This window comes from Flavobacterium sharifuzzamanii, assembly GCF_003254585.1.
Classification (GTDB): Bacteria; Bacteroidota; Bacteroidia; order Flavobacteriales; family Flavobacteriaceae; genus Flavobacterium; species Flavobacterium sharifuzzamanii.
This window is the reverse complement of sequence record NZ_QJGZ01000036.1, coordinates 88,594-112,116: the sequence shown is the minus strand read 5'-3', so window position 1 is coordinate 112,116 and position 23,523 is coordinate 88,594. Positions and strand designations below refer to the sequence as shown.

General features: G+C 33.2%; 19 protein-coding genes. 7 read left to right on the top strand and 12 right to left on the bottom strand.

What is annotated here, in order from left to right; translation table 11 throughout:
• Window positions 1–162: 162 nt before the first annotated feature.
• The 5 genes from DMA14_RS07125 to DMA14_RS07105 form a co-directional block, all read right to left on the bottom strand.
• Window positions 163–1,815, bottom strand: a complete 1,653-nt coding sequence (locus DMA14_RS07125) for a mechanosensitive ion channel family protein (RefSeq protein WP_111424074.1) — start codon at window positions 1,813–1,815, stop codon at window positions 163–165.
• 97 nt (window positions 1,816–1,912) lie between these two features.
• The gene (locus DMA14_RS07120; protein ID WP_111424073.1) at window positions 1,913–3,382 is read right to left on the bottom strand and encodes an oligosaccharide flippase family protein; all 1,470 of its coding nucleotides are present in this window, start codon (window positions 3,380–3,382) and stop codon (window positions 1,913–1,915) included.
• 35 nt (window positions 3,383–3,417) lie between these two features.
• Entirely contained in the window at window positions 3,418–4,704 is a 1,287-nt protein-coding gene (locus tag DMA14_RS07115; protein WP_111424072.1) for a glycosyltransferase family 4 protein, read from the bottom strand.
• Between the two features lie 49 nt (window positions 4,705–4,753).
• Window positions 4,754–7,192, bottom strand: coding sequence for a YfhO family protein (locus DMA14_RS07110; protein WP_111424071.1), 2,439 nt, complete (start codon window positions 7,190–7,192; stop codon window positions 4,754–4,756).
• A 49-nt stretch (window positions 7,193–7,241) separates the two neighbouring features.
• Window positions 7,242–7,535 carry a DUF4834 family protein gene (locus DMA14_RS07105; RefSeq protein ID WP_111378714.1) on the bottom strand — a complete coding sequence of 98 codons (294 nt, stop codon included), beginning with the start codon at window positions 7,533–7,535 and terminating at the stop codon, window positions 7,242–7,244.
• A 123-nt stretch (window positions 7,536–7,658) separates the two neighbouring features.
• Here DMA14_RS07105 and DMA14_RS07100 point away from each other — a divergent pair, with 123 nt between their 5' ends.
• Both DMA14_RS07100 and DMA14_RS07095 read left to right on the top strand, forming a co-directional pair.
• Complete coding sequence (locus tag DMA14_RS07100) at window positions 7,659–8,627, top strand: transporter (RefSeq protein WP_111424070.1); 969 nt, start codon at window positions 7,659–7,661, stop codon at window positions 8,625–8,627.
• A 44-nt stretch (window positions 8,628–8,671) separates the two neighbouring features.
• Complete coding sequence (locus DMA14_RS07095; RefSeq protein ID WP_111378627.1) at window positions 8,672–9,790, top strand: GTP cyclohydrolase; 1,119 nt, start codon at window positions 8,672–8,674, stop codon at window positions 9,788–9,790.
• A gap of 159 nt (window positions 9,791–9,949) precedes the next feature.
• Here the strand turns inward: DMA14_RS07095 and DMA14_RS07090 are convergent, their stop codons facing one another.
• Together DMA14_RS07090 and DMA14_RS07085 are read right to left on the bottom strand one after the other, a co-directional pair.
• Entirely contained in the window at window positions 9,950–10,435 is a 486-nt protein-coding gene (locus DMA14_RS07090; RefSeq protein WP_111424069.1) for a hypothetical protein, read from the bottom strand.
• 121 nt (window positions 10,436–10,556) lie between these two features.
• Complete coding sequence (locus tag DMA14_RS07085) at window positions 10,557–11,816, bottom strand: aminotransferase class I/II-fold pyridoxal phosphate-dependent enzyme (RefSeq protein ID WP_111424068.1); 1,260 nt, start codon at window positions 11,814–11,816, stop codon at window positions 10,557–10,559.
• Window positions 11,817–12,073: 257 nt separating this feature from the next.
• On the opposite strand from DMA14_RS07085, the gene nirK reads away from it, so the two are divergent.
• The 3 genes from nirK to DMA14_RS07070 are packed head-to-tail and all read left to right on the top strand — an operon-like array spanning window position 12,074 to window position 14,926.
• Window positions 12,074–13,519, top strand: coding sequence for a copper-containing nitrite reductase (gene nirK, locus DMA14_RS07080; RefSeq protein WP_111424067.1), 1,446 nt, complete (start codon window positions 12,074–12,076; stop codon window positions 13,517–13,519).
• Between the two features lie 16 nt (window positions 13,520–13,535).
• Window positions 13,536–14,312, top strand: a complete 777-nt coding sequence (locus tag DMA14_RS07075) for a formylglycine-generating enzyme family protein (protein WP_111424066.1) — start codon at window positions 13,536–13,538, stop codon at window positions 14,310–14,312.
• A gap of 17 nt (window positions 14,313–14,329) precedes the next feature.
• Window positions 14,330–14,926, top strand: coding sequence for an SCO family protein (locus DMA14_RS07070; protein WP_111424065.1), 597 nt, complete (start codon window positions 14,330–14,332; stop codon window positions 14,924–14,926).
• Between the two features lie 490 nt (window positions 14,927–15,416).
• On the opposite strand, the gene DMA14_RS07065 is transcribed toward DMA14_RS07070, so the two are convergent.
• The 5 genes from DMA14_RS07065 to DMA14_RS07045 form a co-directional block, all read right to left on the bottom strand.
• Window positions 15,417–16,640, bottom strand: a complete 1,224-nt coding sequence (locus tag DMA14_RS07065; RefSeq protein ID WP_111424064.1) for a hypothetical protein — start codon at window positions 16,638–16,640, stop codon at window positions 15,417–15,419.
• Window positions 16,641–16,889: 249 nt separating this feature from the next.
• The gene (gene ric / locus DMA14_RS07060; protein WP_111424063.1) at window positions 16,890–17,621 is read right to left on the bottom strand and encodes an iron-sulfur cluster repair di-iron protein; all 732 of its coding nucleotides are present in this window, start codon (window positions 17,619–17,621) and stop codon (window positions 16,890–16,892) included.
• Between the two features lie 22 nt (window positions 17,622–17,643).
• Window positions 17,644–19,878 carry a nitric-oxide reductase large subunit gene (locus DMA14_RS07055; RefSeq protein WP_111424310.1) on the bottom strand — a complete coding sequence of 745 codons (2,235 nt, stop codon included), beginning with the start codon at window positions 19,876–19,878 and terminating at the stop codon, window positions 17,644–17,646.
• Between the two features lie 91 nt (window positions 19,879–19,969).
• The gene (gene azu / locus DMA14_RS07050; RefSeq protein WP_111424062.1) at window positions 19,970–20,494 is read right to left on the bottom strand and encodes an azurin; all 525 of its coding nucleotides are present in this window, start codon (window positions 20,492–20,494) and stop codon (window positions 19,970–19,972) included.
• A 20-nt stretch (window positions 20,495–20,514) separates the two neighbouring features.
• Window positions 20,515–20,964, bottom strand: coding sequence for an RrF2 family transcriptional regulator (locus tag DMA14_RS07045; RefSeq protein WP_111424061.1), 450 nt, complete (start codon window positions 20,962–20,964; stop codon window positions 20,515–20,517).
• Window positions 20,965–21,164: 200 nt separating this feature from the next.
• On the opposite strand from DMA14_RS07045, the gene DMA14_RS07040 reads away from it, so the two are divergent.
• Complete coding sequence (locus DMA14_RS07040; RefSeq protein ID WP_111424060.1) at window positions 21,165–21,944, top strand: NYN domain-containing protein; 780 nt, start codon at window positions 21,165–21,167, stop codon at window positions 21,942–21,944.
• 35 nt (window positions 21,945–21,979) lie between these two features.
• Window positions 21,980–23,494, top strand: coding sequence for an FMN-binding glutamate synthase family protein (locus DMA14_RS07035; protein WP_111424059.1), 1,515 nt, complete (start codon window positions 21,980–21,982; stop codon window positions 23,492–23,494).
• Window positions 23,495–23,523 lie beyond the last annotated feature (29 nt).

The window sequence follows — 23,523 nt, the reverse complement described above, 5'->3', positions numbered from 1 at the left end:
TAAAAAATAAAAAAATACCTACATTTAATCGTTTTGTTAGAAAAAAACCTGCGATTTAAGCAAAGTATTGCTAAACATTCATGCTAAAGTTAATTTTTATTCGATTAATTACAAAGTATTCAAGTGTTAAAGTTTTAAATTTAATCACTCGTTATCAATTATTTAACCTTTATTTTTAATATTAAAAACAGGAGATTCATAATCTTCTTTTAAATAATTTGGCGGAATCGTTGTGGTATTTCCGTCGCGCAAAGCACTGTAATGTGGTGACATGATCTCAATACCCGCAGCATTAAAAGAATCTTGAATATTCTGATGAAGCGAAGAATAAATCCGTGGCTGTTTTGTAGGCTCTTTTGTATAAACATTGATTTGATACGAAACATAAAAATCGTCTAAACTGGTTTGAAGCACAAACGGTTTAGGTTCTTTTTCTGTCATTTCTGTTTTTCCGGCAGCATCAATCAAAGCAGCGTGAATGTCTTTCCAAGGAACATCATATCCAATTGTCACTGTCGTATGAATTAATAATCCGTTAGTCGAGTGATTTGTATTTGCCGAATAATTGGTAGAAGTGCTCGATAAAACGGTAGCATTTGGAATCGTAATATCTTCAAATTTTGGTGTTCTTATTCTAGTGACCAAAGCCGTTTTTTCTATCACTTCCCCACTCACATCACCAATTTTTATAAAATCTCCAATCTTAAACGGACGCATGTAGGTAATAACCAAACCTGCCACCATATTGGCAATCGCATTAGAAGAACCAAGCGAAAATAAAACCCCAACAAATACCGAAACTCCTTTAAAAATTGGAGAATCTGAGCCTGGCAAGTACGGAAAAATAATCACCAGCATAAAAGCATACATCAAAAGACGGATAATATTGAATGTCGGCAATGCCCAATCGCTATAAAAACCACTAATCTTAATATTCTCTGATTTTATTTCATAAAAGAAAAACTTAATTATTTTGATTGAATATTTAAAAATAACGATGATTACAATTATGGTAAATAAGCTCGGAAGAAAACCAACAAATCCCATAAAGGCAGATTTTGCAGGAGTTAAAATCCATCTAAGCAATGTTGTAGTGTAGTCTTTTGTTGCTGGAAAAATGCTGAATAAAACAGGAAGCGAAAGATAGACTATTAAAATAAGCGTTATTATCTTTATAACACCAAAAATTCGAAGCAATAGAACCAGTTGCTTCTCCGGAGATAATATTTTAATGGAATTATAACTTACCCCTTTAAAATACTTTGCTCTATTTTTTACAATATATTTTTTAATAAAATTAAATATCCTAGACGTCAAAAATAAAACTATGCCAATTATAAGAACCAATAACGCTGTGTAGCCAATTCGTTTTGGCAATTGTGAATAATTTTCATTCTGAAAAAGTATTGCGCTTTTAATTTTATCCAGATTGCGATTGGCAATAACCTTTATTGTAGTATTTTCCGCTTTTGCATCGGCTTCTAGAACAGACATTATTACCAAATCACTTTGATACACAATATCCATAGAAACATCAGAAGGAATAACTTTTATAGAGTCTTTTTCAAAAAAGGACTCATTGTACAACCTTTTAATTTTATCTGTAATGTATTGTGCCCGCTCTTTTGCAGAAAAGGATCCAACATTATGATAAATAAAAAAAAGCGTGTCGTTAAAAGGCTTAACAGGATAACCTTTTAGTTTTACTGCTATAGAATCTTTTTCAGGGCTTTTCAGATTATTTTTCTGAGCAATTACCGAAAAAGAAAACAAGACAAAAAAGAAAGCTAATGACCTAAGTACTTTTATTTTCATATTCAATTAGAAATAAATTAGTTATCCTTTCTAACAAATATAGAAACAAAAAAGCTACGATTCTTTAAATTGTTTTCTTTTTTACAGAAAAATCACATCAAATTTTAACGCCTAACTTTTTGAGAATCGAATCAATCACATTATTAATATCTGACGAAATCTTGAACTTATAGTTCAAATACAGATATAAAATGGTCACCAATATCGATTTTAAAGCAATACTGATTAATTGAAAAAACGGAAATTCCCAGAAATAAAACAATAAAAACAATGCAAATGTCAGAAGTATTGAATGAATTGTCTGCTTGGTAAAAGGATACAAATCAAGCTTCTTAACTACAAAAAGTAATTTTGCTAAACTGTATAATGTAATAGATAAAAGTGTTGCAAATGCTGAACCCATAATTCCAAAATCAGGGATGAACAACATATTTAAAATCACAGTTAAAACAACCAGCATTAATCCTAAATACAATACCATTCGGTAATATTTGGTATTGAAAATAATGGCGTTATTATTTCCTAAAATCAGATCAAAATATTTTGAAAGACCAATCATAAACACAACTGAGATACCGCCACTGTATTCCTTTGGAACCAATTCATATAATTGTCTGATATTCACAAAAATGCATAACATTACAAATCCGCCGACAATCTGTAAATTAATTGACGTTTTTTTGTATAGCTGATTCAATTCGTCATGTTTATTTTCATGCATTAATTTGGCTGTAATTGGATATACGATTTGATGCATGGCGCGACTCGGCACCGAAATAACCAAAGCGATATAAGTTGCCACAGAATAATAAGCGATATTCTCAATCTTCATGTATTGATTCAGCATCAGTTTATCACCGTCTAGAAGCAAATTGGCTACACTTCCTGACAAGATAATATAAAAAGTATACTCCATTACTGCCTTTACATTTTCAGGTATTGTAATCTGGAAATTCGGCTTTTTGATGTAGAAGGCATAAAACATGGTTACGATAAAAGCAAGAAAATAAATCCCAGCAGTAACGTAAACAAACTGAACTAAGCTGATCCAATTGAAATACAATCCGATCAAAGCAAATGTAGAAAGCAGTCTTAAACCGACTTCTTTAATAAAGTTCCCAAAAACCGAATGCATATGCACTCTCGCCCAGGCATAAAAAATTTCAAAATAAGCCATACAGATTCCGATAAACGGAATAAGAAGCATAAACTCACGAACAACTGGGTTTTCTTTAGAAACAAAATCGGTTATATCGTCATAGAAGAAGATTCCGATAAGTCCTAACGGAATACACATTAAAATTGGAAACAGCGCTGTAAAAGATAAAAACTGCTCTCTTTCTTCTTCTGTTTTATACTGCGAATAAAATTTTACAAGCGTATTCTGCATTCCAATTGCGAACAAAGGCATAATTACGTTTGCTGCAGAAGTAATGTAATTTGTTAATGCGTAATAAGTTGCCCCAAGAAAAACGGGATAAAGATATAATGTATTAATGGCTCCGATACCAAAACCAATGTATGTAATTATAGTGTTTTTAAAAGACTGATTTAAGACAATACCCATTTCTTGAGTTTAGATTGTATTTGATGTTTAATTGATTATCCTTTAATCAGCTGGGCTAATTGTTTGGTTAGGTTTTTTCTTGAATATTGCTGTAAACCAATCCCATGCGATTGCAGCTTCCCTTCCAAAAACTGATTAAAAAAGTCCAAAAGTACACTTTTTAACTTCGCTTTTTCAGAATAATCAAAAAATACTCCAGTATTCGTCTGAGTAACAATATCGGCAAAATCAGAACCTTGAGGCCCAATAGCGATTATTGGACGGTTTGATACCATATATTCGAATAATTTTCCTGGAATAATGCTTTTAGTATCCTCAGAATTAATTTCTATTAAAAGTAAAACTTGAGATTTTCTTTGGTGTGCAACGGCTTCTTTATGAGAAACGTAACCCACTAAATTCAAATAATCTTTTAATTGATGTTCTTGAATAGCATCTAAAACTTCCTGACTTACTGCTCCAATTAATTTTATTTCTAAATGAGACTTAAATTCTGGAACTTCTTGAAGCAATTCAACCAAAACTTCCCATAAAAATGGTGGGTTTCTATCAGACAAGAATGAACCAATATGAGCTAATGTAAATTTTGTATCTAAAGTTTGTTTTTCTACAGTTTCAACATCGTAACCATTTGTAATTACCGTGATGGGTTTGTTAGTAATTGCTTCAAATTCAGCTTTTGTAGTTTTACTTGTTACAATGATTTCATCTGCTGAGTTAAGTACTTTATGCTCTAAATTTTTATGCTTTTTTTCGGCATAAGAAGATAGACGAAGTGCTTTATGATATCCGATTGTTGTCCAAGGATCACGGAAATCGGCAAACCATTTTACTTTTAATTTCTGCTGCAATTCTAAACCAATTAAATGCAAACTGTGCGGTGGTCCAGAAGTTACAATCGTGTCAATATTATTGTCTTTAATGTATTTTTCTAAATAAGAAACAGATGGTTTTACCCAAAAAACACGTGCATCTGGAATAAAAAGATTTCCTCTAACCCAAAGAAATGTCTTATCCAAAAAAGTCTGTTTTTTCTTTTGCGGAAAAATGCCCGAACTAATTTTCTTGGTTTTATTTTTCGAAAAAATGGAAGCCAATTGGTAAGGCTCCCAAATTTTATTCTTTAAAACAATTACTTTATCTAATATTTCGCTTACTAAACCTTCATCAACAATTGGATAAGTCGGGTTTTCTGGAACATAAACTATTGGCTGAACATCAAATTCAGGAAGGTATTTTACAAATTTTAGCCAACGCTGTACCCCTGGCCCACCCGCAGGCGGAAAGTAATAGGTAATTATTAAAAGTTTTTTTTGTTCCAACGAAAATGAGTTTACTATTTTTAAAGTGCAAATTTAGAATTTTGGAATTCTAGACTTCTTTTTTCTTATTAGAATTTCTACTTTCAAAATAAATCCCTCCAGCTAAAAGCAACAGCATTCCAATTGAACTTATTAAAGTAATTGTACCTCCTGTTTTAATAATCTGAGGCTCAAATTTAAATTCAATAGTGTGTTTTCCAGCAGGAATTTCCATTGCTCTTAAAACATAATCAACAGGGAAATGATCTGTTAGTTTACCGTCAATATAAGCGTTCCAGCCATTTTTATAATACATTTCAGAGAAAACAGCTAAACCGTCTCCGTTATTTTCCGATTTGTATTTGATATAATTTGGCTTATAAGTAACAACCTTAATAGCTCCTGTAGTATCGAAAGCTTTCTTTAATCTTGCATTTTGGAATTTGCTTTCATGTTCGTGAACATTAAATACTGCAACTTTTTTAGTATCCAAAGTATTCAACGCTTTCATTACATCATCTGGTTTATTTACCAGTTTTACTGCACCCACAAACCAAGCATTTCCGTTAGCATCTGGGTTAACAGCAGGAATTTGGTTTCCGTCTTTATCCACTTGAATCACATACTTAACATTCAACATATTAAGCACTTCTAAATTATTTTTAGCAATTTGGTAATCATACAATTGCTGCATTCTTCTTGGTCTTACAGCACTATAGCCCCCAATTGTTTTATGGAAATAAGAAGATCGTCCTTGTAATTGTCCTTGAAGATCAAATACACGGTAAACTGAAGTATCTTTTAAAATCTGAGCATCTGCCTGCGTTTCTTGGAAAGGCGCTGCAATTTGAACTGGGCTCACAAAATCTTTAGCAGAAACGTATTTTTTATCCACAAAGAACAGATCAAAAATCATTACGATTCCAACCACAATTAAAGTTGTAGTTTGAGAAAATTTGTTCTTTACAAACATCCAAAGAACCACAAATGTCACTATAATTAAGAATCCAGATCTTAACAAATCTGCATAATACATAGTCATTCTATCTTCTCTTAAAGCATCAACAAATCCTGGTCCGTAACTTTCCAAATAAACATTATCGTTCATTCCTGTAAAATGGAAAAAGCTTTTTGCTATTAAAAGAATAACGAGAACTCCCAAACCAAAAACTCCCGTCTGCACTAATGCTTTCTGCTGTAATTTCGGCTCGTCTTTAGCTTTAAAAAATGACTGTAATCCCATAACGGCTAAAACAGGAAAACATAATTCTAATATAACCTGAATTGAAGATACTGCTCTAAATTTATCGTAAAGCGGAACATATTCAATAAAAAAGTCTGTTAACAAAGAGAAGTTTTTACCCCAAGAAAGCACTAAAGTAAAAAGTGCTCCAGTAAGGAAAACATATTTGATTTTTCTTTCATCAATAAACAAAGCTAAAACTGCCAAAAAGAAAACTACAGCTCCAATATAAGCTGGTGCCGAAACAATTGGCTGATCTCCCCAATACGTTGGCATTCCAGAAACAAAATCTTGAGCTTGAGAAGTAGGAACTCCCTGTTCAAGCATAAATGCATACATACGGCTATCTGTACCTACATTTTCGTGACTAGAACCTCCAAAAATTCTTGGAGCAATTAAATTTAAACTTTCCGCAATACCATAACTATATTCTGTAATATAATCTGTAGTCATCGATGCAGTGGTTTCATTTTTAGATCCGTCTGGATTAAAAGTCAGCTCACTTTTATCTCTGATACTATATTTAGCATATTCGTTTGTTGCCATTAAATTACCAGCGTTGGCACCCAATGCAAAAATTCCAGCAACTAATAAAACTCCGCAAGAAATTAGAAGTCCTTTAAAATCTTTCTCTTTGATATAATTAAAAGCAAAATAACCTGAAAGTATCAATAAGAAAATCAATAAATAATAGGTCATCTGGAAGTGGTTGGCACTAATTTCTAATGCAACAGCAAACATGGTGAGCAGACCACCCTTAATATACTTCTTCTGAAAGACGAGTATAAATCCAGCTATTACCAAAGGCATATAGGCTATTGCATGCGCTTTGGCATTATGTCCAACTCCTAAAATGATAATCATATAAGTTGAAAAACCAAATGCAATTGAACCTATAAAGGCTTTCAAAGGATCTGTTTTTAAAACTAACAATAAGCCATAAAAACCAAGGAAATATAAAAATAAGTAATCTGCAGGACGTGGAAGAAAACGCAAAACGTCATCAACTTTACCAATAAAATCGTTCGGATAATTTGCTCCAAGCTGATACGTTGGCATACCTCCAAAAGCAGAGTTTGTCCAATAAGGCTCAGCATTTTCTGCAGCTCTAAAGTCATTTTGCTCTTTTGCCATTCCGGTGTATTGAGCAATATCAGACTGGAAGATTTGTTTTCCTTGCAGAACTGGATAAAAATAAATTAACGAAACAAAAATAAAGCCCAAGATAACAAGGGCGTGCGGATAGAACTTATTTACTATTTTCAATTTTGGCTAGTTTGGGTTAAAATGAATCCTAAATTTTCAGGACACAAATCTAATCTATTTCTTCGTAATCGACATACTCTCCCACTTTTTTGGTTTCGCGTGGATTTTTAGCATTAGCAGTATTAATGATTATTTCATCATTATTATTTGTATTGCGATTGTTCTGATATGTATTGCCTTGATTATATTGCTGCTGTTGTCTTTGAAAATTTTCACTAGCATTCTCTACCGCCTTTTTAACCAATACTGGCAAAAAGATTCTAGCTAAAAATTTAAAAATGTAATAAAAAGCTATAACCCACATGATGGTCTTAAACAAACCTGAAAATGATGCTTCTTGCATAACTATATATTTTTTTCCAAAATTAATAAATCCATTCCTTAAAAATAAAATATGAATCTTAAATAAATAATAAAATATGTACATTTGAAATGCGTTATTATTTTTTAATCCAAAAAAAATTATATGTCCAAAATTAAAAACTTACTTGCCCCGGTACTTTTTTTTATTCCACAACTATTTTTTGCGCAATACACCGACGTTATTAATTCCAACCGTCCTGGCGAAACTATGTCAGCTTATGCTGTTGGAAAATCTGTAATTCAGGCCGAACTTGGTGTTTATGGCATTAAAGAAAAACACGATTTATTAGACTACGATGGTAGCGGATTTGGCACTGATTTAACCATAAGATTTGGTGCTTTTCTAGAACAATTAGAATTTATTGCTGATCTACAATATCAAGCAGCTAATTATGATACTCCGTACACAAGCTACAAAAAGAACAATTTTAGACAAACTGTTTTAGGAGCTAAATATCTTATTTACGATCCGTATAAAAATTACAAAAGAGAAGTGAATATTTACAGCTACAAAGCCAATCGTAATTTTCAGTGGCGCGAGCTGATTCCTGCGGTTTCGGTATTTGCAGGAGCTAATTTCGTTGGTGCCGACAATCCATATTATTTTTCTCCAGATGGAGCCATTTCTCCTAAGGTTTCGATTATTACCCAAAACCTTCTTGGAGGAGGATCTTGGGTCTTTGTTACCAATATTATTGCAGATTATATCGGTACAGACTATCCAAGTTACGGATATATATTAACTTTGACGCACGGATTTAATGACCGTTGGTCTGGTTTTATTGAAAATCAAGGATATAAAAGCGACTTTTACAGCGATTCAATTCTGCGTACAGGTGCTGCTTATTTGCTTTCTTCAAACTTACAGGTTGATGCTTCTATAAGCACTAATTTTAAGAATACGCCGTCAATTTTATATGGCGGAGTTGGAGTTTCATGGCGCTATGATGGCTGGTACAAAGAAAAACAGATAGAAAACAAAGCAGCCGCAAAAGCAAAAAAGAATCCTGACAATGAGAAACCAATAGATTATCAAGAAAGAGAAAGAAAACGTAAAGCGAAATACGAATAAACATAAATAACTAGATCTTTTTTAAAGACTCTCAATACCATATAATGATTACAATTAAAGAAGCCAAAAGCAAGAAAGAATTAACCGAATACATCAAATTTCCTTTTTCATTATACAAGGACAATCCGTATTGGGTACCGCCTATTATTTCAGATGAATTGGCATCTTTTGATAAAACTAAAAATCCAGCTTTTGATAATGCCGAAGCTTATTTTTATTTAGCATACAGAGACAATAAAATTGTTGGCCGTATTACAGCTATTATCAACTGGTCTGAGGTTAACAATCAACATAAAAGAAAAGTTCGTTTTGGTTGGTTTGATGTAATTGATGATATTGAAGTTACTAAAGCTCTTCTTGAAAAAGTATATGAATTGGGAAGAAAACACAACTTAGAACACGCTGAAGGGCCAATGGGTTTTTCAAATCTAGACAAAGTTGGGGTTCTTACCGAAGGATTTGATCAAGTTGGGACTATGATTACATGGTACAATCATGAATATTATGTGAGACATTTTGAGGAATTAGGCTTTCAGGTTGAAAAACAATATATAGAAAGTATATTTCCTTTTTCTAATGTTAAACCAGAATTTTTCCAAAAAGCACAAGAGTTAATTAAGAAACGTTACGGACTAAAAGCGCTTAATTTTACCAAAACAAAAGACATTATGCCTCACGTAGACAAAATGTTTGATTTGTTTAACGAATCTTATGAAAAACTGGCTTCGTTTGTAGCTATTTCTGATGTACAGAAAGAGTATTTTAAAAAGAAATACATCAGTTTTATCAATCCAGAATACATCAAATTTGTGGTTGATAAAGATGATAAACTAGTAGCTTTTAGTATTGTAATGCCAAGTTTTGTTGAAGCGTTGCAAAAAATAAGAGGCAAACTATTCCCATTTGGTTTTCTGCAATTACTAAAGGCTAAAAAACATAGTAAAGATGTTGTTTTTTACCTCATCGGAGTTCATCCTGAATATCAGAATAAAGGTGTAACCGCTATTATTTTTGATGAATATTACAAGACTTTTTCTGCCAAAGGAATTCAGACTTGCATTAGAACGCCAGAGTTATTAGAAAATAATGCTATTCATTTACTATGGAAAAACTTTGACCCAATTATTCACTGCCAGAGAAAGACTTATTTGAAGAACCTTTAATTTTTTTAGTCATCAGTTTACAGTTTTTAGTGTACAGTTTTAAAGTGAATCTAAAATTCTAGCGCTTTACAAATCAACTTAAATACGAAAATATCTTTAAAAATAAAAAAATCCATTCGCCCCCAAACGAATGGATTTTTCACTTTATAAAACACATCATTACTCTACTTTGCAATCTACTTTAATCAAAGTATTTTTGGCATCAAATTTTAGTTTTGATTTATCTTTAAAAGAAACTTTATTATTTGCTTCTACAACATCTCCGTATCCTTCAATAAAAGCCCCGTCTTTTTGTAGAAAGACAACTTCTCGAACAGATGAAGCACCTTCAGAGTTAAAGGTATAATCAGCAACCAAAGTATCACCTTTCATGTTGCCTATTAAAGTTCCTTCATTTTTATCTTTTCCAACCAAATTATAGCTTAGTTTTCCGTTTACCTCTTGATGTGAGTTAACATTAAAACTCATCTCAATAATACTTCCATTAGATTTCCAAGCATAACATTGATCTCCAGCAGGTTCAACAATTTCAGCTTCTTTTGGCGGACTTGGTGTAATTTGTACTGGCTCTGTTGTCGTTGTTTCTTTTTTACAAGAAGCAAAAACAAACAGCGCTATCACAGCTATTGTAAGTACTTTTTTCATATTTGTCTTTTATTTTGTTGATTATGAAATAAAGTTACTTTAAATAAAAAAAATCCATTCGCATAACGAATGGATTCTTTTACATAATTCCCATGTTTCGAGAATTTATTTTCTTAAGTCATTACGAAACGTCAACAGTTGTACGTTCTGCAATTTCTTTATAAGTTCCGTTAGTCAGTTTCTCGCGGATTGCTTCGAAAGCTGTTAACGTTTCATTGATATCTTCTAATGTATGAGAAGCTGTTGGAATCATTCTCAATAAGATAATTCCTTTTGGAATAACTGGGTAAACTACAATAGAAAGGAAAATACCATAATTTTCTCTTAAATCGTTCACCATCACCATTGCCTCAGGAATACTTCCTTCTAAGTAAACTGGTGTAATACAAGTATTTGTATCTCCAATATTAAATCCTTTTTCTTTAAGACCGTTTTGCAATGCATTTACGTTTTCCCAAAGCTTGTCTTTAATTGCAGAAGATTGACGTAATAACTCTAAACGTTTCAAAGAACCAATTGTTTGAATCATTGGTAAAGCTTTAGCAAACATTTGAGAACGCAAGTTGTATTTCAAATAATCGATAACCGTTTTATCAGCAGCTACGAAAGCACCAATATTAGCCATAGATTTTGCAAAAGTAGAGAAGTAAACATCAATCTGATCTTGAACTCCTTGCTCCTCACCTGCTCCAGCACCAGTTTTACCTAAAGTACCAAAACCGTGAGCATCATCTACTAATAATCTGAAATTGTATTTTTTCTTTAGTTCAGCAATTTCTTTTAATTTCCCTTGCTGTCCGCGCATTCCGAAAACACCTTCAGTAATAAATAAAATACCTCCGCCTGTTTCTTCTGCCATTTTAGTAGCACGCTGCAAGTTTTTTTCCATACTTTCAAGATCATTGTGTTTGTATGTGAAACGTTTCCCCATGTGTAAACGAACACCATCAATGATACAAGCATGTGAATCAACATCATAAACAATAATGTCATTTTTAGTAACCAAAGCATCAATAATAGACACCATTCCTTGGTAACCAAAATTCAATAAATAAGCAGATTCTTTCATTACGAATTCAGCTAATTCATTTTCTAATTGTTCGTGATACGTAGTGTGTCCAGACATCATACGAGCTCCCATTGGATATGCTGCACCAAACTGAATTGCTGCATCTGTATCTGCTTTACGAACCTCTGGATGATTTGCTAAACCTAAATAATCATTTAAACTCCAGTTTAAAATATTTTTTCCGTGAAATTGCATTCTAGGACCCAACTCTCCTTCTAACTTTGGGAAAACATAGTAACCTTCTGCTTGAGAAGCCCATTTTCCTAATGGTCCTTTATTGTCCTGAATTCTTTCGAATAAATCTTTTACCATAATATATTGTAGTAATTTTTTTTACTTAATCAGCGAGCAAAAATAATCATTATTAATTTAAAATGAAGAGCCTCAATTATTTTTATTCAAAAATATTATGCTTACATAAAATAATAAGATTTTACGTATATTTGTTTAATCCCTAAAAGCCCTTAGCTCTGTAATTGTGTAAAAACATGATTAATATCATAATAAAGGATAAAAAAGTCTTTTATTTTTGTTTAGAAATTTAACGCAAAATAAAATCTAAATATATCATGAAAAGAACTAACAAAACCTGGATTAAAACGAGCTTTCTTATGTGCTCGTTATTTATGCTGCTGATTTTGGGCAGCTGCAAAAAAGAAGAAGCTAAAAGTTATTCAGACATTATGACTGAAGGCGAAATGGATGCTGAACTCACATCTCCTCCACACGTTCCAAAACCAGTTGGAAACAGAACCGCCATGAAGCTAAAACTAAACATGGAAATTAAAGAACAAGAAGGAACAATGACTGATGGTGTAAAATATACCTACTGGACATTTGGCGGTTCGGTTCCTGGAAGCTTCATCAGAACACGCGTTGGTGATGAAGTAGAATTTCACTTAAAAAACCATCCTGATAATAAATTACCTCACAATATAGATTTACATGCCGTAACTGGCCCAGGTGGTGGAGCAACCTCATCTCTTGTAGCGCCAGGGCATGAAAAAGTGTTCAGCTTTAAAGTTATAAATCCTGGATTATATGTTTATCACTGTGCTACTGCTCCTGTTGGAATGCATATTGCAAATGGTATGTACGGATTGATTCTTGTTGAACCTGAAGGTGGACTTCCTCCTGTTGATAAAGAATACTATGTAATGCAGGGTGATTTTTATACTCAAGGCGAATATGGAGCAAAAGGTCTTCAGCCATTTGACATGAATAAAGCCGTAAAAGAAACTCCTGATTATGTTGTATTTAATGGAAAAGTTGGGTCTTTAACAAATGGAAATGAATTAACAGCAAAAGTTGGAGAAACTGTTCGTCTGTTTGTTGGAAACGGCGGACCAAATTTGGTTTCTTCTTTCCATGTTATTGGAGAAATTTTCGATAGTGTACATATTGAAGGCGGAAGTACAATCAACAAAAATGTTCAGACAACCTTAATTCCTGCTGGCGGTGCCGCAATTGTTGATTTCAAAGTTGAAACTCCAGGAACTTTCATTTTGGTTGACCACTCTATTTTTAGAGCATTTAATAAAGGAGCACTAGGAATGCTAAAAGTGGAAGGAAAAGAAAATAAGAACATTTATTCTGGAACAATTCAAGAAGGTATTTATCTGCCTGAAGGTGGAACAATCCAAAAAATGCCAGGCGGATCAGCTGCAAAAACTGCAATTCCGAAACGAACAGTTGCTGAGAAAATTAATATTGGTAAAGAAATTTTTGGAACAACTTGTTTTGCTTGCCATCAATCTGAAGGACAAGGAATTCCGAGCACTTTCCCTCCTTTAGCAAAATCAGATTATTTAAACGCTGATTCTAAACGTGCCATAAAAACCATTCTGCATGGTTTAACAGGAGAGGTAACAGTTAATGGTAAAAAATACAACAACGTAATGCCTGCTCAGAATTTATCTGACGATGAAATTGCAAATGTATTGACCTACATTTATAATAGTTGGGGCAACAATAAAACCGAAATTACGCCAGAAATGGTAAAAGCTTTAAGATAAGCAGCAAACATTCAGCATGAAAAAATACATTTTCATACTAACTATCTTTTTCTCTGTGTCTAGTGTCATGAAAGCTCAGGAAAAAGAAATGGCTTTCATAAAAGAGGGATCTTATGTCCCTCTTTATGGAGCTGTTTCTCAAAAACCTGTCGCTGTAAAATCATTTTATATAGACATTTATCCAGTTACAAATAGTGAGTTTTTAGAGTTTGTCAAAAGAAATCCTTCTTATCAAAAATCGAAAATTAAAGGAATTTTTGCTGATAAAAGTTATCTCTCTTATTGGGCAACTGATTTTGATTTTGGAAATGCCAAACCTAAATCGCCCGTAACAAGTGTTTCTTGGTTTGCAGCAAAAAAATACTGCGAATGCCAAGGAAAACGTCTGGCAACAATGGATGAATGGGAATATGTAGCAATGGCAGACACAAAAAAAATAGATGCTAGAACCAAAAAGGAATTCAACGAATACATTTTGTCTTGGTATGAGAAATCAAGAACGTATGAAAATGAAATTGGAAAAACTTTCAAAAATTATTGGGGAGTTTACGATATGCACGGTTTGGTTTGGGAATGGACTTCTGATTTCAACAGTATCTTTTTATCAGGAGAATCTAGAAAAGATAAAAGTACAGACAAAAACCTCTTTTGCGGAAGCGGATCTGTAAACGCATCCGATTTAATGGATTATGCAGCATTTATGCGTTACGCGTTCCGTGGGAGCTTGAAAGCGCAATATTCAACACGAAATCTGGGCTTTAGATGCGCCAGCACAACAAAACCGAAAATCTAATTTAAAATTAGTTTACAATGAAAAAAATAGCAATTGCTTTTCTTCTCCTATTCTCATTTTACAGCTGTAAGGAAGCAGATAAAAAAGAGGTTAAAGCAGAAACAAAAAAGGAAATCAGCGATTTATCAATTTATAATCTTCCCTCAAAATGGACAACACAAGACGGAAAGGATATTGAATTGAAATCGCTTAGAGGAAATGTCCTTGTAATGGTTATGATTTATACCAGTTGCAAATCGGCTTGTCCTAGATTAGTGGCAGATATGCGGGATATTGAATCAAAACTGGAGAAACAAACAAAACAGCATGTAAAACTGATTTTGGTCAGTATAGATCCAAATACAGATACTCCAGAAAGATTAAAATCGTTCGCAATTGAAAATAAAATGAATCAAGATCCTTGGATTTTTCTTCGTTCAACAGAAGAAAACACACGAGAATTTGCTGCAGTTTTGGCTGTCAATTATAAAAAAATCTCTCCAATAGATTTCTCACATTCGAACATTATTAGTGTTTTTAATCCAGAAGGAGAATTGGTTTTTCAGCAAGAAGGTTTAGGTGTAAATAATGAAAAAACAATCGAAACAATAAATTTAGAAGCAGGAAAAATATAGACATAATTTTTAAACACATAGAAACATAGATTTTTAAGAAAGTAAAAAAAGATAATTTTAAAAAATCTAGATTTTAACACATAGCTATGTGCATTGATGTAAGTGAAACTCCTTTTATGCGTTTGCAATCCCGATAGCTATCGGGAATGTTTCTATGTGTTTAAAATAAAAAAATCATTAGATAAATAGGTTAATTAGTAAGAAGCAAGAGCAAGTTTAGAAATAAATTGACTCTTGTTTTTTATTTAAAAAGCTAAGTTAAGCTTCGGAGAAGCAAAATATTTATAGAAAAATCTAAACCAACTACATAGAGCTCCAGTGAAGCGAAATATTTATCAGGTTAACAAATTACAATCCTAATATGATTCTATAATTATGTCGCTCCGCTGGAGCTTTTTATCTTTGCCAAACGCTTTCTATAAATATTTCGCTTCTCCGAAGCTTTACAATATGTCATCTCTCAGCTATAAAAATGCCGTCCTGCTCGGACTTATTTACTATGACAATATGATTTTCGTTTAACTATTGAAGTCATTATTAAAACCAACCCCAAAACCAAAAGAATACTAAAAATCAAAATACTCTGAAAATATCCTGGAATGCTTCCTTCTCCAAAAAAGAAAAACCAGCCTTGCAGAAACAATAAAACTTCGGTTGTAATATATCCTAAAATAAAACACTTCACTCCTATTTTCAATATTGAAGAATCAGCAGAAAGTATTTTATTCTGCAGTAAAATTCCAAACAAAAATCCTGTTATGATTCCCAAAGTAGTTAAGTGAATAAATCCAATTACAAAATTTCTAATTTGATGTGAAACTTCGGCCAAATTTGGAAAAAGAGTCAGCAATTGAATTCCGACTTTCAAAAACAAAGAACATAAAGCCAAACCGTAAACCATTTTAGTTGTTTTATCTAAAGTATTTTTGAAATGACTGATTTGAGGCTGTAACATTTTATAAAAACAAATAAATGCTCCTAATTGTATTAAAACCCCCAAGCCATTGATATAACTCAAAATATCATTTTCGATAAACCAACGCACTGGAAAACAAACTGTCAATAGCGTAGAAGCAACCATTAGAAAGTAAAACTTCTTAAACTTTACCTCATCAATTTTATTTTGAAATTGCTTTAAAAACAAAGCCAAAATCGCCAGTATAAACCAGCCGTTAAATTGAAAATGAAGAAAAAACTGAATCGCAATTTGATAAAAAGCACTTTGTTTTCCTAACGTGCTCACGGCCGGACCCAGACACCAAACTCCAAAAGTCGACAAAACCATAAATAAAATTGAAGTCAATAAAAGTCTTTGCGATGACGATTTATCTCTTAAGCCGTCTTTCCAAACTAAACGGCAAAAAACATAACTCAGCAAAATATGCATGGTTGAAAATACGATCGAAAACAAAGCATATCCTTGAATTGGAAAAGCAATCATCATTCCGATTACTGAAAATTCTGTCAGCCAAAATAAACGGTTATAAATTGGTTTCTGGCTTTTTTCTTTTGGAATAAAAAAATGAACAACCAAAACATAAACGATCATATAAACCCAGCCTAACATCGCAACATGCGAATGCGCATGAAGCAGAAAACTATAGTTCAAAAAATCTAAAGGAAAGAGATACATAAAACGCATTAATAATCCGAAAACGCAGGCCATCAGAAAATTAAAAAAACAGCACAGTATCCAGCTTTTTTGAGAATTCATAGATTATATTTTTATTTAAACACATAGAAACATAGATTTTCTAGACGCTTAAAAGGCGTTTCACTTGCATTAATACACATAGCTATGTGTGAAAATCTAGATTTTCTAAAATCATCTTTTTAAGCTTTAAAATCTATGTTTCTATGTGTTTAATTTCAATTAAAAGTAAGATTTCTTGAAATAAAAAACACCGATAATTATCATGTTTAGATATTTTATCGGTGCTTTTTCCACTATTAAAATTAACCTTTATTCTACTTCAACAAAGTCTTTTTCTAAAATCACAGCTTTTGGAAACAAAATATTATTTTCCAAATGAATGTGTTTATGCAGATCTGCTTCAAACTCTTTCAGCATAGCAAAAGTCACTCTGTAAGTCGTACAAGCATCTGCTGGCGGAGTATAATTATCTGTCAACGTAGCGATTTCTCTAAAACGTTCGCCTTCATTGTCGTGTTCATGCATCATCATCGCAATCGGATTAGAAACGGTTCCGAAAGATGGCTGATGTAAAATTCCGTCTGTATCTTTCGTTTTCACCATCCTTTTTACAAATGGAAATAAAACCAATTCTTCTTTTTTCATGTGCTGAGATAATTCTCCTGCACAGCCAATAAACAGTTCATTGATTTTGAATAACTCAGGATGATTTGCACCATGCACTTTGCATAATTTATCTAAAAACGGAAGTAAAACGTTTATTTTTTCTTCGACATAACGATGGTGTGTTTTCTCAATATAATCTGCCAATAAATCTAATGGCCATGAATTGAAATCGATCGTTCCATTGTTTTCTGATTGTACAACTTGCAATACATTTTCTAGTAAAGCATCTGCATCAATATTTTGTTTTTCGCAAACTTCAGTAACTGTCCTGTTTCCTTTGCAGCAAAAATCAATTCTATATTTAGAGAATACTGCAGCTGTTCTAAAATCTTCAGCTACAAATGATCCTATTGTTTTATTTTTTAAATTTTCCATGATAATTAATTTTAACGTGTTTTTATTTTTTGTTTTTTAATGTCAGTTCAAATACAAACCAAGCCATTGTAATAAATCCAATTCCGAAAATAGAATCTCCAATTGCGCGAAGCCATTTTAAAGTAATCATTGCTGGCTGCTGCATCAATTCTGATGAACGAGCATACCACATTCCGTTACTGATACTTTCAATTGCCTGCCACACTCCAATTGGAAGCAAACTCAAGATTGCCATCAGAAATAATCCAATATTTAATGACCAAAAAGTGATTTTAAGCAGTTTAGTATTCCAGCTTACATTTCGGTATAAACTTCTCAATACAAATAATACCAGCCCAATTCCCAACATTCCATAAACCCCAAATAGAGCTGTATGTCCATGCAAAGGCGTTGTGTTTAATCCTTGAACATAGTACAAGGCAATTGGCGGATTAATTATAAATCCGAAGATTCCGGCTCCGAGAAAATTCCAAAATGCTACAGAAATCATAAAATAAATTGGCCATTTGTAATCGGCAATCCATTGTGTTGATTTTGAGATTTTATAGTTTTGATACGCTTCAAAACCTATTAAAGTTAGAGGCACAACTTCTAAAGCACTAAATGTTGCTCCTAAAGCCATAATTGCCGTTGGCGTTCCTGAGAAATATAAGTGGTGAAATGTTCCTAAAATACCTCCAGACATGAAAATAATGGTTGCAAAAAGCACATTTAAAGTAGCCGTTTTTGTTTTTAATAATCCCAAACGAACAAACAAAAACGCAATTACAACTGTTGCAAATACTTCAAAGAAACCTTCAACCCAAAGATGAACGACCCACCATCTCCAATATTCTGCAATGGCTAGATTGGTTTGTCTTCCCCACATTAATCCAGCTCCGTAGAACATGGCAATTGCAGTACAAGAAACTAAGAACAAAATGATTAGATTTTTCTCTTCTGTTTTTTTCTTTAAAACTGGAAGTAACGGACGAATCATTAAAGCCAGCCATAAAAACAGTCCAACTAAAAGGAAAATCTGCCAGAAACGACCTAAATCAACATATTCATAACCTTGATGTCCAAACCAGAAATTTTGAACTAAATTCAGCTTTTGCATTACTCCAAACCATTGCCCAACCATTGAGCCCAAAACAATAATTAGTAAAGCGACAAATAAGAAGTTAATTCCAAAACATTGAAATTTAGGATCTTTCCCCGAAACTGCCGGAGCAATGTACAATCCAGTTGCCAGCCAAGCCGTAGCAATCCAGAAAATCGCCAATTGTGTGTGCCATGTACGTGTTACAGCATAAGGCAGGATTTTATCAATCGGAATTCCGTATAAACCATTTCCTTCAACTCCATAATGCGCTGTTATGATTCCGAAAACCATTTGCAGAACCATCAGTAGACTTACAATCCAGAAATATTTGGTCACCAAGCCCATAGATTTGGTTTTTCCCTGCTTAATAAGCGGATCTTCTTTTGGAAGCGGAAATTCTTCTTCTTCACCCGATTTTGCATGATAGAAAACTAAGATTCCAACACTTAAAATCAATAAAATAATACTTACTCCAGACCAAGCCAAAAGTTCTGTTGTGGCAGTATTTCCAACCAAATCATCTGACGGCCAGTTATGTGTATACGAAATATCTCCATTAGGACGATTGGTAACTGTTGCCCAAGTTGCCCAGAAGAAAAAGGCATTCATTTTATGCATTCTCTCCACATCTTTAATCGAGTTTTTCGGAATCGCATATTCTTCTCTCAACTTATCAAATTGAGGATCATTTGTAAAAAGTCCTTTATAATATTCGCTTAAATGTTGAATCGCTGCCAAACGGTTTTCAGAAATGGTAAGTATACCTGTTTGAGCATCATATCGATTGGTTCTTAAATCTTTCTGCAAGCGAACCTTTAGAGCTGATTGTTTTTCGGCATCCAATTCTTCATACTTTTTATTGAAGTCTTTTTTAGCATAAATATCCAATATAAAAACGGCTTCCCTATGCAGCCAATCTGCAGTCCAGTCTGGGGCCACATAGGCGCCGTGTCCCCAGATTGATCCTACTTCCTGGCCTCCTATACTTTGCCAGATATTTTGTCCATCCTTAATTTCGCTTTCGCTAAAAACAACTTTTCCAGAATCGGTTACAATTTCTTTTGGTACTGGTGGCGCTTGCTGATAAATCTCATAACCATAATAACCTAGCACTGCAAATGATATACTCATTACCAATGCAAATACTATCCATAATTTTTTTTCTCTTTTCATTCTTTTTTCATTCAATAAAAGACATTTTTATCTTTTATTAGTTTTTAAAAAAACTCCAAAGCCAGTTACAGCATTTGGAGCTTTTGTTTATTTACTCAACAATTAATACACCTTTCATCATGGCTACGTGACCAGGGAAAGAGCAAATAAATGGGTATGATCCTTTTTTATCAATTGTAAACTCGATTGTGTCTTCTTCTCCACCACCAATTAATTTAGTGTGTGCAATGATTGAAGCTTTTTCAGATTCAGGAATATAATCAGTCGCTTTGGCATCATTAGCTTTTAAAGCAAAAGCAGCTTGATCTGTTCCTTCCTGTAAAATCACTAAATTGTGTCCCATTGCTTCTTTCGGAATTTTTCCAACGTGTTTCAAAGTCAATTTAATTGGTTTTCCAGCAACAGCTTTCAATTCACTTGTATTAAACTGCATTTGGTCATTTCCTTCAATAACTAAAACATTTTCTTCCGTTGAAGTTACAGGAGCAGCTTCACCCTCTGTAGACTGTTCAGTTGTTTCTGTTTGATCAGCTGGAGCTGTTTCTTTTTTACCGCAAGAAGTAACTGCTAGAAATCCCATTAGGATTAGTACTGAAATTTTGGTTTTTGTATTCATTTTTAAGATATTTAATAATATTAATTGTTCGCATTTGTTGCTTTAAGAAAGAAATCTCCCGATTTTACATCAGAAGCAAGCTGTTCTAAAGTTGTATTTTTAAGCATTTCTAATAGCAGTCCACGTATTTTCTTGAATTCGTGATGAACTGGGCAAGGATGTTCTTCTGAGCATTCTTTTAATCCAATTCCGCAGCCGCTGTAAATTTTGTTTCCATCAATAGCATCTACAATCTGAATTAACTTAATAGATTTTGATGCCTCTGGCGAAACTTCAAATCCGCCTCCTACTCCTTTTGTCGAATTAATTATGCCACTTTTTGTCAAAATCTGCATAATCTTGGCTGTAAATGGTTCTGGCGAATCAATTTCTTTTGCTACATCTTTTATTCCAACCCTAATCCCTTTAGAAGATTTGGTCGCAATAAATATTGAAGCTCTTATTCCGTATTCACACGCTTTTGAAAACATACATCCTTAATTAATTCTAGACAAAGATAGAGAGGTTTTTAATAAAAGACAAATTTATCTTTAATTATTTTCCTAAAGAGCAAACATTATTTATAATGAAACTAATTAATAGTCATAAAAACATATATTCATCATTCAATTCTGATAAAAACCAATTTTAATTTTAACTTTGAGAGTATTAAATTTTAAATATTTAACAAATGCCTTTAAGCAATTCAAAAGATTTAAAACTGGCAGTTCTTATTGACGCTGACAATGTGCCCTACAGCAATGTAAAAGGTATGATGGAAGAAATTGCAAAACTAGGAACACCAACTACGAAAAGGATTTATGCCGATTGGACAAAACCAAATGCAAATGGCTGGAAAGGTGTTTTATTAGAACATGCTATCACTCCTATTCAACAATATAGTTACACGGTCGGAAAAAATTCATCAGATTCTGCTCTAATTATTGATGCTATGGATTTGCTTTATTCTGGAAAATTAGATGGCTTTTGCATTGTTTCTAGCGACAGCGATTTTACAAGACTTGCTGTGAGGCTTCGCGAATCGGGAATGAAAGTAATCGGAATTGGAGAAAAGAAAACGCCAAACTCGTTTATTGTGGCCTGCGACCGATTTATTTATATTGAGGTTTTGGATGGAGCAATTCAAAAGAAAAAACCTAAAACAACCGCTACTGATACCAAAAAGCCAATTGAAAAACCAGCAGAAAAAGCTCTTCATAAAATTGATAAACAGACTATAGAACTAATTGAAGCTACTATAGAAGACATTGAAGATGATGATGGCTGGGCGTTTCTTGGGGATGTCGGAAATCTAATCGTAAAGAAAAAACCTGAATTTGATCCTCGAAATTATGGTTATTCAAAACTGACTCCAATGCTTAAATCGCTTACAGATATTTTGGAAATCGATGAAAGGGAGTCAGACAAAAAAGGAATCAAACACGTCTATGTACGTTTAAGATTCAACTAATTATCGCATTTATTACTATTTAATTTTTTTAAAACATGAGAAAAAAATTCTTCATTTACGGATTCTTATTGTTTATAATTGTTGCTGCAATTTATTATTATACCGGACGAGGCTATTTACTCGTATTTATTATTCCGCTTTTGCTAATTGTCGGAGTCTACAACGCATCTCAAGAAAAACATGCTATTTTAAGGAACTTTCCAGTTTTGGGATATTTCAGATATTTATTTGAAATGATTGCGCCTGAGATTCAGCAATATTTTATCGAAAGATCTACAGACGGAAAACCTTTTTCAAGAAATCAGCGTTCTTTAGTGTATCAAAGAGCTAAAAACATTGATTCTAGTACACCTTTCGGAACGCAATTAAACTTAAATACAGAAAATTACGAAGGAATAAAACATTCTATTTTTCCAGCAAAAGTAAACGAAGAATTACCTCGCGTATTAGTGGGTGGAAAAGATTGTAAACAGCCTTACTCTGCTTCTTTATTTAACGTTTCGGCAATGAGTTTTGGTTCGTTGAGCGAACATGCTGTTCGTGCCATTAATATTGGAGCGCAAAAAGGAAATTTTTATCAAAATACAGGAGAAGGCGGATTAACAGAATTTCACCTTGCTGGAGGCGGAGACATTACTTGGCAGATTGGAACAGGATATTTTGGTTGCCGTGATGCAGAAGGAAATTTCAGCCCTGAAAACTTCAAAGAAAAAGCCAATCTTCCAAATGTAAAGATGATCGAAATCAAAATTTCTCAAGGTGCTAAACCAGGTCATGGTGGTGTTCTTCCTGCAAGAAAAAACACAGAACAAATTGCTAAAATTAGAGGCGTCGTGCCACACACGATGATTCTTTCTCCTCCAGGCCATCATGCTTTTTCTGATGCTAATGGACTAATTCAGTTTATTAAACAATTACGTGATCTATCTAATGGTAAACCAATCGGATTTAAATTATGTATAGGAAATACAGCTGAGTTTGAAGCTATCTGTCAAGAAATGATCAACGAAGATACTTACCCAGATTTTATTACTGTTGACGGTGCAGAAGGCGGTACAGGAGCTGCTCCTCTTGAATTTGCAGACGGAGTAGGAATGCCTTTTGAACCTGCTTTGATTTTTGTAAATAAAACATTGGTACGTTTAGGTATTCGTGATAAAATGCGCATTATTGGAAGCGGAAAAATCATCTCTGGTTATTCTATTCTACATGCGATTGCGTTGGGCGCAGATATGTGTAACAGCGCAAGAGGATTTATGTTTTCTTTAGGCTGCATTCAAGCATTGCGCTGTCATAATAATGAATGCCCAACTGGAGTTGCCACACAAAATAAGATGTTGATGAAAGGTTTGGTTGTTACAGATAAATCTGAAAGAGTGTATCACTTTCATAAAAACACGCTTCATGCGGCAAATGAACTTTTGGCTGCGGCTGGAAAAACTTCATTTGCAGATGTTGATATCAACATATTTATGCGTGGAGATGAGTTTACTAATTTATCAGAACTTTATTTCCCAGATAACTTGAAAAACGTTACTCAGTTCTCATAAACAAAAAGCCTCTTCAAAACTGAAGAGGC

Bases quoted from the DNA above. Each gene is read 5' to 3' on its own strand.
- DMA14_RS07095 (WP_111378627.1), top strand. From the start codon at position 8,672: ATGATTACAATTAAAGAAGCCAAAAGCAAGAAAGAATTAACCGAATAC.
- DMA14_RS07125 (WP_111424074.1), bottom strand. From the start codon at position 1,815: ATGAAAATAAAAGTACTTAGGTCATTAGCTTTCTTTTTTGTCTTGTTT.
- DMA14_RS07045 (WP_111424061.1), bottom strand. From the start codon at position 20,964: ATGTTTTCAAAAGCGTGTGAATACGGAATAAGAGCTTCAATATTTATT.
- nirK (WP_111424067.1), top strand. From the start codon at position 12,074: ATGAAAAGAACTAACAAAACCTGGATTAAAACGAGCTTTCTTATGTGC.
- DMA14_RS07085 (WP_111424068.1), bottom strand. From the start codon at position 11,816: ATGGTAAAAGATTTATTCGAAAGAATTCAGGACAATAAAGGACCATTA.
- DMA14_RS07075 (WP_111424066.1), top strand. From the start codon at position 13,536: ATGAAAAAATACATTTTCATACTAACTATCTTTTTCTCTGTGTCTAGT.
- DMA14_RS07055 (WP_111424310.1), bottom strand. From the start codon at position 19,878: ATGAAAAGAGAAAAAAAATTATGGATAGTATTTGCATTGGTAATGAGT.
- ric (WP_111424063.1), bottom strand. From the start codon at position 17,621: ATGGAAAATTTAAAAAATAAAACAATAGGATCATTTGTAGCTGAAGAT.
- DMA14_RS07035 (WP_111424059.1), top strand. From the start codon at position 21,980: ATGAGAAAAAAATTCTTCATTTACGGATTCTTATTGTTTATAATTGTT.
- DMA14_RS07090 (WP_111424069.1), bottom strand. From the start codon at position 10,435: ATGAAAAAAGTACTTACAATAGCTGTGATAGCGCTGTTTGTTTTTGCT.
- azu (WP_111424062.1), bottom strand. From the start codon at position 20,494: ATGAATACAAAAACCAAAATTTCAGTACTAATCCTAATGGGATTTCTA.
- DMA14_RS07065 (WP_111424064.1), bottom strand. From the start codon at position 16,640: ATGAATTCTCAAAAAAGCTGGATACTGTGCTGTTTTTTTAATTTTCTG.
- DMA14_RS07100 (WP_111424070.1), top strand. From the start codon at position 7,659: ATGTCCAAAATTAAAAACTTACTTGCCCCGGTACTTTTTTTTATTCCA.
- DMA14_RS07120 (WP_111424073.1), bottom strand. From the start codon at position 3,382: ATGGGTATTGTCTTAAATCAGTCTTTTAAAAACACTATAATTACATAC.
- DMA14_RS07070 (WP_111424065.1), top strand. From the start codon at position 14,330: ATGAAAAAAATAGCAATTGCTTTTCTTCTCCTATTCTCATTTTACAGC.
- DMA14_RS07105 (WP_111378714.1), bottom strand. From the start codon at position 7,535: ATGCAAGAAGCATCATTTTCAGGTTTGTTTAAGACCATCATGTGGGTT.
- DMA14_RS07040 (WP_111424060.1), top strand. From the start codon at position 21,165: ATGCCTTTAAGCAATTCAAAAGATTTAAAACTGGCAGTTCTTATTGAC.